We start from the raw sequence: 17,700 nt of genomic DNA on the forward strand, positions 1-17,700 counted from the left end.
GGCCGTGATTCCGCTCTTCGTCGCTGCCGCAGTGTTGCTCGTGGCGTTCGGCGGCTTCCTTGCTGCGGCGGATTCCGCACTGAGCGTGCTGTCCAGGGCGGACCTGCAGGAGCTCGCCGCGCAGTCCAGGGCGAAGGCATCGCTGCTCGCGATCGCCGGAGACGTCGGGGCGCACGTCAACGCGATCAACTTCATGCGCGTCGTCGCGGAGACCACGGCCGCCGTGCTCGTCACACTGAGTTTCGCCTCGCTGTTCGCCGAGTGGTGGTGGACGCTGCTGGCCTCGGCCGCGATCATGACGCTCGCGTCGTTCGTGCTCGTGGGCTCGAGCCCGCGCAGCGTCGGCAGGGTGAACGCGAGACCCATCATGCGCTGGGGGGCGTGGGCCATCCGCGCCGTTCGCGTGTTCCTCGGTCCGATCGCCTCCGCGCTCGTCGCCGTCGGTAACAAGGTCACGCCCGGGAGACCGAGGAACGCGAGTTTCTCGTCTGAAGAGCAGCTGCTCAGCATGGTCGACGAGGCCACGGAGCTCGAGGTGCTCGAGGAAGACGACCGCGAGCTCATCCACTCGATCTTCGAGTTCAACGACACCGTCGTCCGCGAGGTCATGATCCCGCGCACCGACATGGTCACCATCGAGGGCACAGACAGCGTCGGTGCCGCCATGGGACTGTTCCTCAGCCGTGGCGTCTCGCGGATGCCCGTGATCGGCGACGACGTCGACGAGGTCCTCGGGGTGCTCTACCTTCGTGACGTCGCGCGGCTCAGCTACGAGAGGCCCGTCGGCTACGAGGAGCTGACCGCGGCTGAACTCGTGCGGAGCGCGCTGTTCGTTCCCGAGTCGAAGAAGGTGGACAGCCTGCTCGGGCAGATGCGGCTCGAGTCCAACCACCTCGCGATGGTCGTGGATGAGTACGGCGGCATCGCGGGCCTCGTCACAATGGAAGACCTCATCGAGGAACTCGTCGGCGACATCTCCGACGAATATGATCACGAGATCGTGGAGTTCGAGCAGCTCACGGACGGGAGGTACCGGGTGAATGCCCGCCTGCCCGTCGACGAACTCGGAGAGCTCTTCGGCATCGACCTCGACGACGACGATGTCGACTCTGTCGGTGGTCTCGTCGCCAAACTGCTCGGCCGCATCCCCACCGCCGGTGCCTCCGTGACCCACTCCGGCCTCATCATCACGGCCGAGCGCACGGAGGGGCGGCGCAAGCGTCTCAGCACGGTGATCGTCGAGCGCAACGAGGCGCTGGCCGATGCCCAGGAAGCCTTCGACCAACGCAGCAACCACCACAGCGAGACCCAGCGGAAAGACGGCGAATGACCATGGACCCAACAACACCACCCGGCTACCGCGCGGGATTCGTGTCCTTCGTCGGCCGACCCAACGTGGGCAAGTCCACTCTCACGAACGCGCTCGTGGGGGAGAAGGTGGCCATCACGAGCAGCAAGCCGCAGACCACGCGGCGGGCCATCCGGGGCATCGCGCACCAGAAGAGCGGCCAGCTGATCCTGGTGGACACCCCGGGCATGCACCGGCCGCGCACGCTCCTCGGCGAGCGTCTCAACAGCATCGTGCAGGACACCCTGGGGGATGTCGACGTCGTCGGGTTCTGCATGCCGGCGAACGAGAAGATTGGCCCCGGTGATCGCTACATCAACGAGCAGCTGGATGCCTTCCCTCGCGCCAAGAAGGTCGCCATCGTCACGAAGATCGATGCGGCCTCGCGCCCGGCAACAGCGGCCCAGCTGCTCGCGGTCTCGCAGCTGAGGGAGTGGGAGACGATCATTCCGGTGTCGGCGACGAGCCGCATCCAGCTCGACGTGCTCACGAACGAGCTCATCCGCCTGCTGCCGGAGTCCGATCCGTTGTATCCGGCCGACGCGGTGACGGAGGAGGGGCTCGCGGATCGCATCGCCGAGCTCATCCGCGAGTCGGTGCTCGAGGGCGTGCAGGACGAACTGCCGCACTCGATCGCGGTGACGGTGGACGACATCGTCGAGCGCGACGACAAGGACCTCGTGGAGATCTACGCCAACCTGTTCGTCGAGCGCGACAGCCAGAAGGGCATCATCATCGGTCACCGTGGTTCCCGGCTGACCGAGGTCGGTGCACTGGCCCGCACGCAGATCGAGCCGCTCGTGGGCAAGCAGGTCTTCCTCTCGCTCCGGGTCAAGGTGGCCAAGGACTGGCAGCGCGACCCCAAGCAGCTCGGACGCCTGGGCTTCTGATTTTTTCTGTGGGTCGAGTGCGACCGACGGAGGAGGACGTGTATCGAGACCAAGCGACCGACTCTGCCTACATCGACAGGATGATCTTGCGCGACGAGAGAGTGATATCCGGATCGCGACCGGGATGAGCCCGTAGCGTAGAAGCCATGTTCCGCCCCATGACGCGCGTCGACCTCATGTTCGACGTCATAGTCGCGTCGGTGTGCCTCCTGCTTCGCTTCCTGATCGGGATCGGCGAGGCGTGGATGCTGTTCGTCGTCATCGCGATGGCGGCTGCGCTGGGTTTGCGTCGAGTGAGCCCCGCGATCGCGCTCGCTGTCGCCTGGGCCGGTGCGATCCTGCAGGTGTCGGCCGGGCTGCATCCGGATGTCGCCAACCTCGCCATCCTGCCCGTGCTGTATTGCACCGCTCGCTTCGGGATGCCCGTGGTCAAGTGGTCCGGGCTCGCGTCGGCAATCCTCGGTGCGACCGTCATCGCCCTCTACAACTCGCTCGGCGCCGTGGTGCACGCTTTCGCCTGCACCACAGGGCGCACCAGCGTGTGCGGTTTCGAGGGGCAAATCCGTGAATCGGTGACCTCACTGTTCATCGTGTTCTTCTTCGCTCTTGTGGTCTTCGTACTCAGCTGGACCTTCGGCCTGCTCGCGAAGACCTGGCGGCGCGCACGGGAGAACAGCGAGGCCGTCGCGGTAGAGCAGCGGGAACGCCTCGCTGCCCAGCGGGATGTCGCGATCGAGCAGGAGCGCACTCGCATCGCCCGGGACATGCACGATGTCGTCGCCCACTCGCTCGCCGTCGTGATCGCACAGGCGGACGGCGCTCGCTACGCCGGGGCGAAGGAACCGGGGGCAGTAGATGCCGCCCTGGTCGCGATCTCACGTACCGCTCGGCAGGCCCTTGGCGAGGTGCGCGTGCTTCTCGGGCAGCTGCGGCACAACCAGGGAGATGCCCCGCAACCGACGGTGGCCGATCTGCAACCGCTGTTCCAGCAACTGCGCGCCTCGGGCCTCACCGTGACCTTCTCCGAGACTGGCGATGTCGTCTCGCTTACCGCGGGCCAGCAGCTCGCGGTCTATCGAATCGTGCAGGAGGCGCTCACTAACGCTCTCCGGCACGGGGATGCGTCGGAGGAGGTCAGTGTGAGCCTCGACTGGAGCGCCGAGTCGGTCACCATCGAGGTGTCGAACGCTGTGACGCCCGCAGTCGGCGAATCGGTCGTAGCCGATGACCCACGCCTGTCGCACGGTCTCGCGGGCATGAGCGAACGCGCGAAGCTCTGGGGCGGCACCTTCGCGGCCGGGCGCATCGGGCAGACGTACGGTGTACGAGTGGTGCTGCCGATCGCTGTCCAGGATTCCGCGGAGGACGCATGACGGGGGCGCCGATCCGGGTCGCGCTCGTCGACGATCAGGCACTGTTTCGCACGGGCATCCGCATGCTCGTGACCTCCCAGGCCGACCTCGAGTTCGTGGGCGAGGCAGGGGACGGGCAGGAAGCCATCGCCATGGCCGCCGCCACCAGACCGGACGTCATTCTCATGGACATCCGGATGCCCGTGCTCGACGGTATCGGCGCGACCGTCGCCATTCTCGCCGCGGCCGAGCAGCGCGGCGAGGCGCTCCCTCGCATCATCGTGCTCACGACGTTCGACCTCGACGAGGCGGCCACCAGGGCCATCCGCGGCGGAGCGAGCGGTTTCCTGTTGAAGGACGCAGACCCGGAGTTCCTGCTGGCCTCCATCCGCACGGTGCATGCGGGCAACGCCGTCATCGCTGCTGCGGCGACCCGCGAGCTGTTCGAGCACTTCGACGGTGCCCAGACGAGACGGGCTGAGCCCGAGGCGTTCGCGGCGCTCACCGCGCGCGAAAGGGAGATCTTCAGGCTCGCTGCGCGCGGCCTGAGCAACGCGGAGATCGCGAGTGGTGAGTTCCTGAGCGAGGCGACGGTGAAGACCCACATCAGCCGCATCCTGGCCAAACTGGGTCTGCGCGATCGAGTGCAGCTCGTCGTCTTCGCCTTCGAGCACGGCCTCACGGAGTAGTCGTCGCACTGTGAGCGCGCTGGGCGATTCTCGTGTACCGCTGAAGATTCCCTCAGGATGACCGCGACGGTCTCTCCAGGCCCACCGCGTTCCAGATAATGGACTTCTGGATGCGCGGAGGAGCGTACGAAGTGCTCGATGGACTGTGGCATCTGAGGTTGATCGACGGCCCCGTGCCGATCATCATCTATCTGCTCGCCGGCATCGCCATGGTCGTGCTGCTGGCACGGCGCCCGCTGCGACGGCTTCTCGTCAGCGTGATCGCCGCCGCCTGCGGAGCCGCACTCGGCTGGGTCATCACGTGGCTGGTGAGCGATGTGTGGGACAGCTTCGGCGTGGCGCTCAGCGTGCCGACGCGCCTCTGGTTCACGGCCACCGTCGCGCTTGTCTTCGTGGCGCTCGTAGGTTTGGGGGCGCGACCCTGGTGGCGCAATGTCGTCGCGGCGCTGTCCGTGGTGATCTTCGTTCTCATGGGCGGTGTGGGGATCAACGCGGATATCGGCGAGTTCCCGGCGCTCGGGCAGGTGTTCGGGAAGACCATCATTCCGCCCCTGAGCACCCGGTTCCTCGCGACGCTTCAAGCGCAGGGCACCGCGGCGGAGTGGACGCCGCCCGCGAACCTCAGGATGAAGGGCCGTGTGGGTACCGTCGACATCCCCGGCACGGTTTCGCATTTCGCCGCCCGCCCGGCGATCGTCTACCTGCCGCCGGCGGCACTCGCCGCACACGCGCCGGTCCTGCCGATTCTCATCATGTTGTCAGGGCAACCGGGAGCGCCGTCGAACGTCGCGACCTCGGCCGCACTGCCTTCCATCGCGGACGGGTACGCAAGAGCACATCGGGGACTGGCGCCGATCGTGGTGATTCCGGACCAGCTCGGTGCTACCGACGCCAATCCGATGTGCGTCGACTCGCCGCTGGGAAACTCAGCCACCTACCTCACCGTCGACGTTCCCCGGTGGATCCGATCGCACCTGCACGTTCTCGGTGGCCCGAGCGGTTGGGCGATCGGAGGCTTCTCGCAGGGCGGCACCTGTTCCATCCAACTGGGGGCCGCCCATCCGGAGCTCTTTGGCGACATCCTCGACATTTCGGGGCAGGTCGCGCCACACCGGGGCTCGATCGCTGCCACGGTGCGGGATGCTTTCGCCGGTTCCCAGGCCGGCTATGAGCAGGCGCGCCCGCTGTCCCTGCTTGCGGCGGGGGCGCCCTATCCACGGCACACCCTCGCGATCTTCGCCGTGGGTGCCAGGGACACGAAGTTTGCACCGGGAGCCGCGGTAGTGGCGCGCGCCGCTGCTGCGGCGGGAATGGACGTGCACAGGCTGATTTCACCCGGTACCGCACACGACTGGCACACGGTGCAATATGCACTCGTCCGCGCGTTCCCCTTGTTCGGCGCTGAGTGGGGCCTGAAATGAGTGACTGGGTCCGTTCGCGGCGGGTGAGCCTGTCACTCGCAGCGGTGATGCTGGTTCTCGCGTTCGTGACAGGGTCGCTGTTGCGCGGTCCCGGTCCGGGGCTGCGTCCGCGTGTCGGTACGGGACTCGACGTCTTCAACGAGAGCCACAACCTGCTCTCGCCACTGACCTCCGTCTTCTTTGCGAGCGATCTCCTCGAATTGCTCGTGTCCCTGGCCGCTCTCGTGTTCCTGGTCGGTGCTGCTGAGCGGCTCATGGGATGGTGGCGAACGCTGATCGCGTTCGTCACCACCGCGTACGTGGGCGCGGTCGTCGGGATGCTGCTGCAGGCCGCGGGGCTGCTCGCGCGCGAGATCTGGGCGGTGCGCATCCGCGAATTCGTCGTCCTGGATCCGTTTACCGCGATCTCCGGCATCGTGATGACCGCGAGTGCCTGGGCCGGACCGCTCTGGCGACGCCGAGTGCGCGTCCTCGGCTTCACTGCGCTGATCGTCGTCTTCCTGTATTCGGGGCAGCCCTCCGACCTGTTCCGGCTCATCGCGGCCACGGCTGGGCTGCTTCTCGGGCTGCTCATGAAGCGGGTGCGTCCTGCACTGCGCTGGACCCGCAGTTCCCACCACGAGGCACGCGGCCTGCTCGCTGCGGCCCTCATGATCACGGCGGTCGGACCATTTGTCAGCATCTTCACTCCGGCCAGGTACGGACCCCTGCATCCGCTCGGCCTGTTGTTTCGGGACGCGCTTCCGCGCCTGAACAACGTGCAGCACCTCTGCGCGCACCACCTGGCCAGCGCGGGGTGCAACCTCGATCTCGCGCTGGCTCGGCTCAACGGGCCAGGGCCCGTGCTGCTTGCGCCCCTTCCGCTCGTCGTGCTCCTGGTCGCCGGGCTCGGCATGATTCGCGGGCGCAGGAGCGCGGCGTGGATCGCGATCGCGGTCAACGTGCTCCTCGCCGTCCTCGCGAGCTTCTATTACGGCTTCCTTCCCGCCTTCGGCAGCAATCCGATCGACATCGACAACGCCTCCGGCACGGAGTCGGCGGTTCGATTGGCGGTCTCCGTGCTGGTTCCGCTCGTCATCGCCGTGCTCATCGCCATGAATCTGCGACATTTCACCGTGCGCACCCAGCACAGTGTGGTGAAGGACTTCGTGATCAGGGTCGGTGCCGCGTTCGTCGTGCTCTGCGCGCTCTACGTGGGGGTCGGCCTGATGTTTCCCCGGCAGTTCCGGCCCGTCGCCACGCCGGGCGACCTCCTGCTCGACCTGCCCGAACGATTCGTTCCCGTCGGGTTCCTCAGGCTCGAGCACCTCACCTTCGTTCCCGTTGCGCCTCTCTCCCGCCTCGTGTACGAGTGGATCGGCCCGGCGTTCTGGATCGTGCTCCTGGTCGCGGTGATTCCGATGTTCTTCTCCGAGAGGAATCGCACGAGCTCCGCGGAACGGGAGCGTGTGATCGAACTGTTGAAAGCGGGCGGTGGCGGGACCCTGGGCCGAATGTCGACCTGGAACGGCAACAGCTACTGGTTCTCCCCGGATCGGGGCGCGGCAATCGCATACCGGGTCTATTCGGGCGTCGCGATCACAACCTCCGATCCGATCGGGCCGCCGACAGAGCTCGAGAGGGCCGTGCGCGACTTTGCCACCTTCTGCGATGACAACGGCTGGACCCCCGTCTTCTACAGCGTGCACGAGACCCTGGCACCACTGTTCGAGTCGATGGGCTGGTCCTCCATGGTCGTGGGGGAGGAGACCGTGGTGCGCCCGGAAGGCTGGTCGATGCAGGGCAAGGCGTGGCAGGACGTGCGCAGCTCGATCAACCGTGCAGCGCGGTCGGGCGTGCGGGCGGAATGGACGAGCTATCGGTCCCTGCCCGTCACAGCGACCGCGCAGCTCGAGAGCATCTCGGAGTCGTGGGTCGCGGAGAAGAACCTGCCTGAGCTCGGATTCACCCTCGGGGGTCTCGACGAGTTGCGCGATCCCGAGGTGGCGCTGCTCATCGCCATCGACGACGACGACACGATCCAGGCCGTGACGAGCTGGATGCCGAGCTACCGGGATGGCGACGTGGTCGGGTGGACCCTCGACTTCATGCGCCGCCGCCCCGACAGCATGAACGGCGTCATGGAATTCCTGATCGCGTCCGCGGCCCTCAGAATGCAGCAGCACGGCATAGAGACGATGAGCCTGTCCGCTGCCCCGCTCGCGATGAGCGAAGACGTGGTCACCGACGACGGCAGGATGCAGCGGCTGCTCGGCTTCCTCGCGCGCACCCTCGAGCCCGTCTACGGCTTCGCGTCACTGCTCGTCTTCAAGCAGAAGTTCCAGCCGGAGTTCCGCCGGCTGTTGATGGTCTACCCAGACCCGCTCGCGCTGCCGGCGATCGGGTTCGCGCTCGCTCGGGCCTATCTGCCGTCCATGTCGCTCAAGCAGAGCATCCGCTTCGTTCGAAGCCTCGGTTGACAAGGATGTGCTGCCCTGCGGTCCAGCGGTGGTAACCTGAACCTGTGTTGTTCGGTCTGCTCCTCCTTAGCTGCCGCGACGAGTCCTAACCCAGGCCTCCCTCGTCGCGGAGTCTGGCGTTCTCGAAATACGTCGTTGGCTGACCATTAACTCGCACGAGGAGCAGAGACCATGAAGAACACGCAATCACCATCGGCGATGCCGATTCACAAGTACCGTCCGTACCACGAGACGCTTACCGTCGAGCTGCCGGATCGCACTTGGCCAGACGCACACATCACGACGGCGCCGCGCTGGTGCGCTGTCGACCTGCGCGACGGCAACCAGGCGCTCATCGATCCGATGAGCCCCGAACGCAAGCGCACCATGTTCGACCTGCTGGTGCGGATGGGCTACAAAGAGATCGAGGTCGGCTTCCCGTCGGCGAGCCAAACCGACTTCGATTTCGTCCGCAGCCTCATCGAAGAAGACCTGATTCCCGACGATGTCACGATCCAGGTGCTGACCCAGGCGCGCGAAGCCCTCATCAACCGCACCTTCGAGTCCCTCAAGGGCGCGAAGCGGGCCATCATGCACCTGTACAACTCCACGAGTGTGCTGCAGCGCGACGTGGTGTTCCGCACAGACAAGCAGGGCATCATCGACATCGCGCTCGAGGGTGCGAGGCTCTGCAAGAAGGCCGAGGCGCTGGTACCCGGCACGGAGATCTACTACGAGTACTCGCCGGAGAGCTACACCGGTACAGAGCTCGAGTTCGCGCTCGACATCTGCAACCAGGTGCTCGAGGTGTTCGAGCCGACCCCGGAGCGCAAGGTCATCATCAACCTGCCGGCGACCGTCGAGTCCGCGACCCCGAACGTGTACGCCGACTCGATCGAGTGGATGTCGCGGCACCTGAACCATCGCGAGAACGTCATCCTGAGCCTGCACCCGCACAACGACCGCGGCACCGCGATCGCCGCGGCTGAGCTCGGCTACATGGCCGGCGCCGATCGCATCGAGGGCTGCCTGTTCGGCAACGGTGAGCGCACCGGCAACGTCGACCTGGTCGCGCTCGGCATCAACCTGTTCACGCAGGGAATCGACCCGCAGATCGACTTCAGCGACCTCGATTCCGTGAAGCGCACCGCGGAATATTGCAACCAACTCAAGGTGCACGAGCGCAGCCCCTGGGCCGGCGATCTCGTCTACACGGCCTTCAGCGGTTCGCACCAGGACGCGATCAAAAAGGGCTTCGAGGCGATGGATGCCGACGCGGCCGCGCAGGGCAAGTCCGTGGACGAGCTGGTCTGGGCCGTGCCATACCTGCCCGTCGACCCGAAGGATCTGGGCCGCAGCTACGAAGCGGTCATCCGCGTCAACTCGCAGTCGGGCAAGGGAGGTGTCGCGTACCTGCTGAAGACGGACCACGCGCTCGACCTGCCGCGCAAGCTGCAGATCGAGTTCAGCGGTGTCGTGCAGGCCAAGACCGATGCCGAGGGCGGCGAGGTGACGAGCGACGAGATCTGGGAGATCTTCACCGACGAGTACCTGCCCGCACCCATCGACGACGACAAGTGGGGACAGTTCGAGCTCACCCGCACGAGCACGTCGAGCGATCTGTCGGGCGAGGTCACGCTTCAGATCGACCTGCGGGTCGGCGAGAGCGTGATCGCGACCGGAGCGACCGGCAATGGCCCCATCGCGGCGTTCCTCAACATCATGGCCGAGCAGAACGTGCACGTGAAGCTGTTCGACTACGTCGAGCACGCACTCAGTGCGAGCGGTGACGCGCTTGCCGCGGCCTACGTCGACCTGGACGTCAATGGCGTGCGCCTCTGGGGTGTCGGAATCGACGCGGATATCTCCACGGCATCCCTCAAGGCGGTCGTCTCCGCGGTGAACCGTGCCGTGCGCACGAACACGGGCGAGCGCGAGCTCGTGAACGCGTAGGAGCCGACATCTTCCGTAGTAGCGTCGAGGCATGACGAGCAGCGAATCCGGTTCTGCAACCGTCATTTCAGACCCGTCTGCCTCGGCCGCCGCGGATGAGTACGCCGTGTCCCGCCCGCTCGCAGAGAGCATCATCGACCATGCCGCCATCGTGCGCAATCTCGCGCGGCTTCGGTCGACGAACGACGCAAAGTTCATGGCCGTCGTGAAAGCCGGGGCCTTCGGCCACGGGGCAATCGAGACCGCACACACCGTGATCGCGGCCGGGGCGGAATGGCTCGGCGTCGCGACGATCGAAGAAGCGCTGGAGCTCAGGCAGTCTGGCATCACCGCGCCGATCCTGGTGTGGCTCATCGACCCGTGGTGCAATCTCGCTGCGGCGGTTGCGGCGTATGTCACCCTCTCCTGCGCGAACATCCAGACACTCGGCGCGGTCGCCGCGATTGCCGCACGCACCGGCGTCACCGCGGACGTGCAGCTCGAGCTCGACACGGGGATGGCGAGGGCCGGTGCGACCGGTGCGGACTGGGCCGACCTGTGTGCGGCCGCGGCTGCCGCGGAGGCCGAGGGCACCGTGCGCGTGACCGGGGTGTGGTCCCACTTCGCCCTGGCCTCCGATCCGTCGCCCGCCAGCATTGCGCAGGCCTCGGCCGCATTCGAGCATGGCGTGACCGTTGCTCGATCTGCGGGGCTCACCCCGGATGACGTGCATCTGGCGAACTCGGCGGCCACGCTCGCGCACCCCGAGGCCGCGCTGACCATGGTGCGCTGTGGCGCATCGCTGTATGGCATAGAGACCGTCGACGGGGAAGACCACGGCCTCGAGGCGGCACTCAGGCTCATCACGAGGGTGACCCAGCTGCGCCGGGTTCCCGCGGGCACGGGGGTCGGTTACAACCACCGCTACGTCACGCCGCGCGAGACCACCATCGCGCTGCTGCCTGTCGGCTATGCGGACGGCGTTCCCAGACTGCTCGGCGGCCTGGCCGAGGTGATGATCGGGGGAGTTCGCTACCCCATGGTGGGTGCGATCTCGATGGACCAGATCACCGTCGACGTCGGGGACGCTCCCGTGGCCCTCGGCGACGAGGTCGTGCTGCTCGGCAATGCGGCCGTCGGCGAGCCGGATGCGGCAGAATGGGCGAGGCTCGCCAGCACGCTCTCTCACGAGATCCTGACCGGGCTCGGCAACAGGATCTCGAGAAGGCATGTGAACGCACTGTGACCAGCGAAGCGACTAAGACCACGGTAGGAATCGTCTTCGGCGGTGCGAACAGCGAGCACGAGGTGTCGTGCTCCTCGGCCCACGGGGTCGTCGCCAATCTCGACCGCTCACGTTTCGACGTTGTCTTGCTCAAGATCGGCCGCGATGGCCTGTGGAACCGGGTCAACGGCGTCGATGACGAGGTGACCGGCGGTGCGACGCTGCCTGAGCTCGGCAACATCGACGTCGTCCTGCCGGTGCTCCACGGACGCCTCGGCGAAGACGGCACCGTCCAGGGGCTCCTCGAACTCGTCGGCATTCCCTATGTCGGCTGCGGGGTGCTCTCGAGCGCCCTCGCGATGGACAAGCTCATGGCCCAGAGGGTTCTGGCCGCATCCGGGCTCCCGACGGTCACCTCGATCGGTGTGACTTCGGCCACGCGGGAGACCGCGGCGGACGCCGCGGCGGGCCTCGGCTATCCCCTGTTCGTGAAGCCGAACCGTGCGGGCTCGAGCGTCGGGGTGAGCAGGGTCAACGGTCCCGCAGAGCTGGACGCCGCGCTCGACACCGCTCTCGCCGCCGACAGCACGGCTCTCCTTCAGCCCCTCATGGTGGCCGAGGAGATCGACCTCGGTGTGCTGCAGCGCACAGACGGCGAACTCGTCGTGGGGGAGCCGTTGCACATTCTCACTGCCCAGGGCAGCGCCTTCTTCGACTACGCGGCGAAGTACACCGACGGCGGGCACGAGTTCGAGATCCCCGCGAAGATCCCGGATGAGCTGCGCGCGAGACTGGAGAGCCTCGCGCTCTCGGCCTTCCACGTCCTCGACTGCGAGGGTCTCGCCCGGGTGGACTTCTTCCTCTCCGCCGACGGAAGCGTGGCGATCAACGAGGTCAACACGATGCCGGGCATGACGGCACTCAGCCAGTTCCCCAGCATCTGGCAGGCCTCCGGCGTCGGGTACACCGAACTCCTCAACCGTCTCATCGATCGGGCACTGATCGCGAGGCCACGGCGCGCCTGAACGGACGGCGTTCCGTCCCTCCAGCCTGTCGTCACGGCATCCGTGCGGGTTTGCAGCCGATAATGGGGTGTGCCGCTCTATCGTGATGAAGCCGTTGTGCTCAGAACCCACAAGCTGGGTGAGGCCGACCGCATCGTCACCATGCTGAGCAGGCAGCACGGCAAGATCCGCGCGGTCGCGAAGGGGGTTCGCCGCACCGCCTCGAAGTTCGGTGCGAGGCTCGAGCCCTTCATGGTCGCCGATGTGCAGTGCTACGAGGGGCGAAGCCTCGACATCATCACCCAGGCCGAGTCGCTCGGCTCCTACGGGGCCGAGATCACGAGCGACTACGGCAGTTACACCGCCGCGAGCGTCATGGTCGAGACGGCCGACAAGCTCACGGATGATGACGGCAGCCTGCAGCAATACCTCCTGCTGGTGGGTGCCCTGCGCTCGCTCGCTCGCCGCGAGCATCCGTCGACCCTGACCCTCGATTCCTATCTGCTGCGCGCGCTGTCGATCGCCGGATGGGCGCCGAGTTTCGTGGACTGTGCCGTCACGGGAGCCCCAGGTCCGCACACGATGTTCGTGGTGCAGATGGGAGGCGTCGTCGCCGACGAGGTGGCCCCTCCCGGGTCGCCGCGCCTCGACCCGGCTACCCTCTCGCTCCTCGGCGCGCTGCTCAGCGGAGACTGGGCCAGCGCGGAAGGCTCGGAGGAGCGCCACCGCAGCCAGGCGAGCGGGGTCGTCGCGGCGTATACGCAGTTCCACCTCGAGCGCGGGCTTCGCTCGCTCTCGCACGTCGATCGAACGATTGCCTGAACCCGGACCAATGAGCCCCGTAGCCAAGACCCACAAGGACGCGGTCGACTTCAGGCCCGTCGACTGGACCGGCCTGTACCCGCCGAGGTTCGCTCGCGGCTCGGTGCCGGAGCACGTCGCAATCGTCATGGACGGCAACGGCCGCTGGGCCAACGCGCGCGGTCTCACCCGCATCGAGGGGCACCGGGCGGGGGAGGCGGCCCTGCTCGATGTCGTCGCGGGTGCGATCCAGGCGGGCGTGAAACATCTCAGCGTCTACGCGTTCTCCACCGAGAACTGGAAGCGTTCGCCCGAGGAAGTGAAGTTCCTCATGGGCTTCAACCGTGACGTGCTGCACCGCCGCCGCGACCAGCTCAACGACTGGGGGGTGCGGGTGCGCTGGGCGGGGCGGAAGCCTCGCCTGTGGGCATCCGTCATCAAGGAACTGCAGTTCGCCGAACGGCTCACCGCCCACAACTCGGTGCTCACTCTCACGATGTGCGTCAACTATGGCGGGCGCACAGAGATCGCGGATGCGGTGCGCGCGCTGGCAGAGGAGGTGGCGGCGGGCAGGCTGAAGCCGTCCGGCATCACCGAAAAGGCCATCCAGCGGCACCTGTACACACCGGATCTGCCCGACGTCGACCTGTTCGTGCGCAGCTCGGGGGAGCAGCGCACGAGCAACTTCATGCTCTGGCAGAGCGCGTACGCCGAGATGGTGTTCCTCGACACCTACTGGCCGGACTTCAGCCGCGAACAGCTCTGGCAGGCGATCGAGCTCTACGCGTCCCGCAATCGTCGCTTCGGCGGTGCCGTGGACACCCCCTCCGCCTGATCTCGCCCCGCCCCGCCCCGCACATCCGGTCCCTTTCGGAAATTCAGGACTGTGGTTCGTGGTGTCCGGATGTTCAGCCGTGTTGTCGGCTCTGGTCGAACGAGCAGTGCGCCATAGTCCTGAATTTCCGAAAGGGCGCGCCCGTGCGGGCGGACAGTGAGCGACACACTGTTTAGGTCATAGAGACCCGAAGTGCTAAAATCAGTTCAAGTCAGAATGACTCTTACTGAGAAGGGCACTGTGGACGCGGCACAGCACGACCGGCAGGGAATCTCCCTCGCCGTCTCCACCGTGATCTTCGCCCTGCGCCCGCATCCGGAGACCGGGCTCAGCACCGTGTGGATCCCGCTCGTGCGCCGCATCCGAGACCCGTTCGATCGGCTCTGGGCGCTGCCCGGGGGCTGGGCAACGGCGGAGGAGAGCCTCGCCGACGCCGCTGCCCGCAACCTGCTCGAGACGACATCCCTCGCGCCGACCTACCTCGAGCAGCTCTATGCCTTCGGGGATGTCGACCGGTCGCCCGGGCGCCGCGTCGTATCGATCGTCTACTGGGCGCTCGTGCGCCAGGAGGAGGCCGAACGGGCATCGGAGGGCGACAACGTGCGCTGGTTCCCCGCCGACGAGTTGCCGTCGCTCGCGTTCGACCACAACCTCATCGTGGAATACGCGCTCTGGCGCCTGCGCACCAAGATGGAGTACTCGCGCATCGCCCGCGCCTTCCTCGGCGAGACCTTCACGCTGAGCGAGCTGCGCATCGTGCACGAGGCCGTGCTGCAGCGCCAGCTCGACCCTGCCAATTTCCGTCGGCTCGTGGCCGCCTCCAAGACCCTCGTTCCCACGGACGATGTCGTTGTCGGCGGACGCCACCGCCCCCCACGCCTCTACCGCTACGACGAGACGATGGAACTCGTCGACAATGGACCGCTCGGCAGTGAGAGAGCCGGACAAGAAGAAACACTAGGGAGTACCCGTGTCATCAGTTGACGCAACGATCCAGTTCATCCGCGCCACCGGCAAGGGGTCCACCTGCGCCCCAGAGCTCGCGGACGGCCCGTGGGTGTTCGACGCACTGCCCGAACCCGGCTACGGGCCCGGGGCATCCATGGGTGACATCATTCCCACGGATGCGCCCCGCCAGGGGGTGCTCCCGTTCGAGTACCAGCGCGCCTCCAACGACGAACTGCACGAGCGCATCCGGGCGGCGAAACGCACGCTCGGCTCCAGGGTCGTCGTGCTCGGCCATCACTATCAGCGCGACGAGGTAGTGCAGCACGCGGATTTCGTCGGAGACTCCTTCCAGCTCGCCAACGCGGCGCAGACGGTGCCGGATGCCGAAGCCATCGTCTTCTGTGGCGTCAATTTCATGGCGGAGACGGCCGACATCCTCGCGCGGGACGGCCAGTCGGTGATCCTGCCGAACCTCGCGGCCGGCTGCTCGATGGCTGATATGGCGGACATCGACTCGGTGACCGAGTGCTGGGAGCAGCTCGAGGAGCTCTACGGAACGGCACCGGATGCCGATGGCCGGGTCCCCGTGATCCCGGTCACCTATATGAACTCCTCCGCCGCGCTCAAGGGCTTCTGCGGTGAACACGGCGGAATCGTCTGCACCTCCTCGAACGCCCAGGCCGTGCTGACCTGGGCCTTCGAGCGCGGCCAGCGGGTGCTGTTCTTCCCCGACCAGCACCTCGGGCGCAACACAGCCAAGGCCATGGGGGTCTCGCTCGACGAGATGCCGATGTGGAACCCGCGCAGCCCTCTCGGCGGAAACGACACCGCGACCCTGGAGGACGCGAAGGTCATCCTGTGGCATGGCTTCTGCTCCGTGCACAAGCGCTTCAGCGTCGACCAGATCGAGCTTGCCCGCCGTGAGTTCCCCGGCGTGCGGGTCATCGTGCATCCGGAGTGCCCCATGCCGGTCGTCGACGCGGCCGACGAGGCCGGCTCGACCGAGTACATCCGCCGAGCGGTCGCCGAGGCCACGGAGCCCACGACCTTCGCGATCGGCACCGAGGTGAACATGGTGAACCGGCTCGCGAACGAGCACCCGGAGCACACGGTGTTCTGCCTCGACCCGGTCGTCTGCCCGTGCTCGACGATGTACCGCATCCACCCCGGCTACCTCGCCTGGATCCTGGAGGGTCTCGTGCGCGGAGAGGTCATCAACCAGATCTCGGTTCCGGCAGACGTCGCAGCCACCGCGAAGGTCGCCCTGGAGAGGATGCTGGCCGCACGCCCATGAGCCACGTCATCATCGTCGGCACGGGAATCGCGGGGCTCATCGCCGCGATCGAGGCGAGCCGCACCCACGAGGTGACCCTCGTGACCAAGGCGGAGCTCACCGAGAGCAACACCCGCTACGCGCAGGGTGGCATCGCCGCCGCGATGTTCCCGAGCGACAGCGCCGAGGAGCACGGCGCAGACACCCTTCGCGCGAGCGCGGGTCTCGCCGATCCGCGGATGGTGCAGATTCTCTGTGAGGAGGGTCCGGATCGCATCCGCGACCTCATCGGGCTCGGAGTGGAGTTCGACCGCGAGGGCGACAGACTCGCAAGCGGACGAGAGGCCGCCCACTCGCGCGCTCGGGTGCTGCACGCGGGGGGAGATGCCACGGGCGCGGCGATCGAGGCGGCGCTGGCTTCGCGCATCGATGCGGGGCGCATCGCGACCCTGGAGCACAGCTTCGTCACGGATCTCGTCGTCTCCGAGGGACGCGTCACGGGCGTCGAGGTGCTCGATTCGCTCGGCGCCACGCGCATCCTGTCCGCGGACGTCGTGATGCTCGCGAGCGGGGGAGCCGGGCAGCTGTACTCGCACACCACCAATCCACTCGTCGCGACCGGGGACGGTATTGCCGCAGCCCTTCGCGCCGGGGCAGTGCTCGGCGACGTCGAGTTCTACCAGTTCCACCCCACCTCGCTCGCCGTGCCAGGCAACTTCCTCGTCTCCGAAGCCGTACGCGGCGAGGGTGCCGTGCTTCTCGATGACGCCGGGCGCCGCTTCATGACAGACGTGCATCCGGATGCCGAACTCGCGCCCCGGGACGTCGTCGCCAGGGGCATAGCGGCCGCGATGGCCGCGCAGGGCGGATCCCCTGTGCACCTCGACGCGACGGGACTCGGTGCCGAGGTGCTGCGCGAGCGCTTCCCCGGCATCACCCGGGCGTGCGAGGCGCACGGCTTCGACTGGACCACAGAGCCCGTTCCCGTGACGCCCGCGGCGCACTACTGGATGGGCGGCGTGCGCACGGACGAATGGGGGCGCACCTCGCTGCCCGGCCTCGTCGCCGTCGGCGAGGTCGCCAACACGGGCGTGCACGGCGCGAATCGTCTCGCCTCCAATTCGCTCCTCGAGTCCCTCGTGTTCGCCGCGCGAAGCGTGCGCGCCCTCGATGAGCCGAGGCAGGAACTCGTGGTGGACGCGGAGACCGTGCGTGATGTCCCCATGCCACACGCGGATGTCACGGTTCCTGTGCGGCGCGGCGAGCTGCAGTCACTCATGTGGAGTGCGGCTGGCCTGTACCGCAACGAAGCCGAACTGGGCGCTGCCGCGGACAGGCTCGCGGGCTGGAGCGCAGCATCCGCCTCTGTCGGCGATCACGAGACCGGCAACCTGCTCGACATCGCCCGCGTCGTCGTCGCGGCCGCCCGCGCGCGTCACGAGTCGCGCGGAGCCCACTTTCGATCCGACTTTCCCGCACCCGACCCCGCGCAGGAGCGTCACGTGTCCTGGGCACGAAAGGTCACTGTTCCATGCTGACAAACA

14 protein-coding genes are annotated in these 17,700 nt (G+C 67.0%); all 14 read left to right on the top strand.

Annotated elements, in window-relative coordinates; genetic code table 11:
• The first annotated feature begins 4 nt into the window (after positions 1-4).
• The 14 genes from ABUA28_RS05365 (at position 5) to nadB (ending at position 17,694) form a co-directional block, all read left to right on the top strand.
• Positions 5-1,330 carry a hemolysin family protein gene (locus tag ABUA28_RS05365; protein WP_349902917.1) on the top strand — a complete coding sequence of 442 codons (1,326 nt, stop codon included), beginning with the start codon at positions 5-7 and terminating at the stop codon, positions 1,328-1,330.
• Positions 1,327-2,238 (top strand): GTPase Era, encoded by a 912-nt coding sequence (gene era / locus ABUA28_RS05370; RefSeq protein ID WP_349902918.1) that lies wholly within the window; start codon positions 1,327-1,329, stop codon positions 2,236-2,238. The genes ABUA28_RS05365 and era overlap by 4 nt, the downstream gene beginning before the upstream one ends.
• Before the next feature lie 146 nt (positions 2,239-2,384).
• Complete coding sequence (locus ABUA28_RS05375) at positions 2,385-3,611, top strand: sensor histidine kinase (protein ID WP_349902919.1); 1,227 nt, start codon at positions 2,385-2,387, stop codon at positions 3,609-3,611.
• Positions 3,608-4,279: a response regulator transcription factor gene (locus tag ABUA28_RS05380; RefSeq protein WP_349902920.1), complete on the top strand. Its 672-nt coding sequence runs from the start codon at positions 3,608-3,610 to the stop codon at positions 4,277-4,279. Before ABUA28_RS05375 ends, ABUA28_RS05380 begins: the two co-directional genes overlap by 4 nt.
• A gap of 131 nt (positions 4,280-4,410) precedes the next feature.
• On the top strand, positions 4,411-5,700 hold the full coding sequence (locus tag ABUA28_RS05385; protein WP_349902921.1) for an alpha/beta hydrolase: 1,290 nt from the start codon (positions 4,411-4,413) through the stop codon (positions 5,698-5,700).
• Positions 5,697-8,159 (top strand): bifunctional lysylphosphatidylglycerol flippase/synthetase MprF, encoded by a 2,463-nt coding sequence (locus ABUA28_RS05390; protein ID WP_349902922.1) that lies wholly within the window; start codon positions 5,697-5,699, stop codon positions 8,157-8,159. Before ABUA28_RS05385 ends, ABUA28_RS05390 begins: the two co-directional genes overlap by 4 nt.
• A 171-nt stretch (positions 8,160-8,330) precedes the next feature.
• Positions 8,331-10,091, top strand: coding sequence for a 2-isopropylmalate synthase (leuA, locus tag ABUA28_RS05395; RefSeq protein ID WP_349902923.1), 1,761 nt, complete (start codon positions 8,331-8,333; stop codon positions 10,089-10,091).
• Positions 10,092-10,122: 31 nt separating this feature from the next.
• A complete protein-coding gene (alr, locus tag ABUA28_RS05400) occupies positions 10,123-11,316 on the top strand; it encodes an alanine racemase (RefSeq protein WP_349902924.1) in 1,194 nt (397 codons plus the stop codon).
• On the top strand, positions 11,313-12,320 hold the full coding sequence (locus ABUA28_RS05405) for a D-alanine--D-alanine ligase family protein (RefSeq protein WP_349902925.1): 1,008 nt from the start codon (positions 11,313-11,315) through the stop codon (positions 12,318-12,320). Before alr ends, ABUA28_RS05405 begins: the two co-directional genes overlap by 4 nt.
• A 69-nt stretch (positions 12,321-12,389) precedes the next feature.
• Positions 12,390-13,121: a DNA repair protein RecO gene (recO, locus tag ABUA28_RS05410; RefSeq protein WP_349902926.1), complete on the top strand. Its 732-nt coding sequence runs from the start codon at positions 12,390-12,392 to the stop codon at positions 13,119-13,121.
• Between the two features lie 10 nt (positions 13,122-13,131).
• Positions 13,132-13,935, top strand: a complete 804-nt coding sequence (locus ABUA28_RS05415; protein ID WP_349902927.1) for an isoprenyl transferase — start codon at positions 13,132-13,134, stop codon at positions 13,933-13,935.
• Positions 13,936-14,151: 216 nt separating this feature from the next.
• A complete protein-coding gene (locus ABUA28_RS05420) occupies positions 14,152-14,919 on the top strand; it encodes an NUDIX hydrolase (protein WP_349902928.1) in 768 nt (255 codons plus the stop codon).
• Positions 14,906-16,177, top strand: a complete 1,272-nt coding sequence (nadA, locus tag ABUA28_RS05425; RefSeq protein ID WP_349902929.1) for a quinolinate synthase NadA — start codon at positions 14,906-14,908, stop codon at positions 16,175-16,177. Before ABUA28_RS05420 ends, nadA begins: the two co-directional genes overlap by 14 nt.
• The gene (gene nadB / locus ABUA28_RS05430) at positions 16,174-17,694 is read left to right on the top strand and encodes an L-aspartate oxidase (RefSeq protein ID WP_349902930.1); all 1,521 of its coding nucleotides are present in this window, start codon (positions 16,174-16,176) and stop codon (positions 17,692-17,694) included. The genes nadA and nadB overlap by 4 nt, the downstream gene beginning before the upstream one ends.
• Positions 17,695-17,700: the final 6 nt, after the last annotated feature.

The sequence above is a fragment of the Parafrigoribacterium humi genome (assembly GCF_040227205.1).
GTDB lineage: Bacteria > Actinomycetota > Actinomycetes > Actinomycetales > Microbacteriaceae > Parafrigoribacterium_A > Parafrigoribacterium_A humi.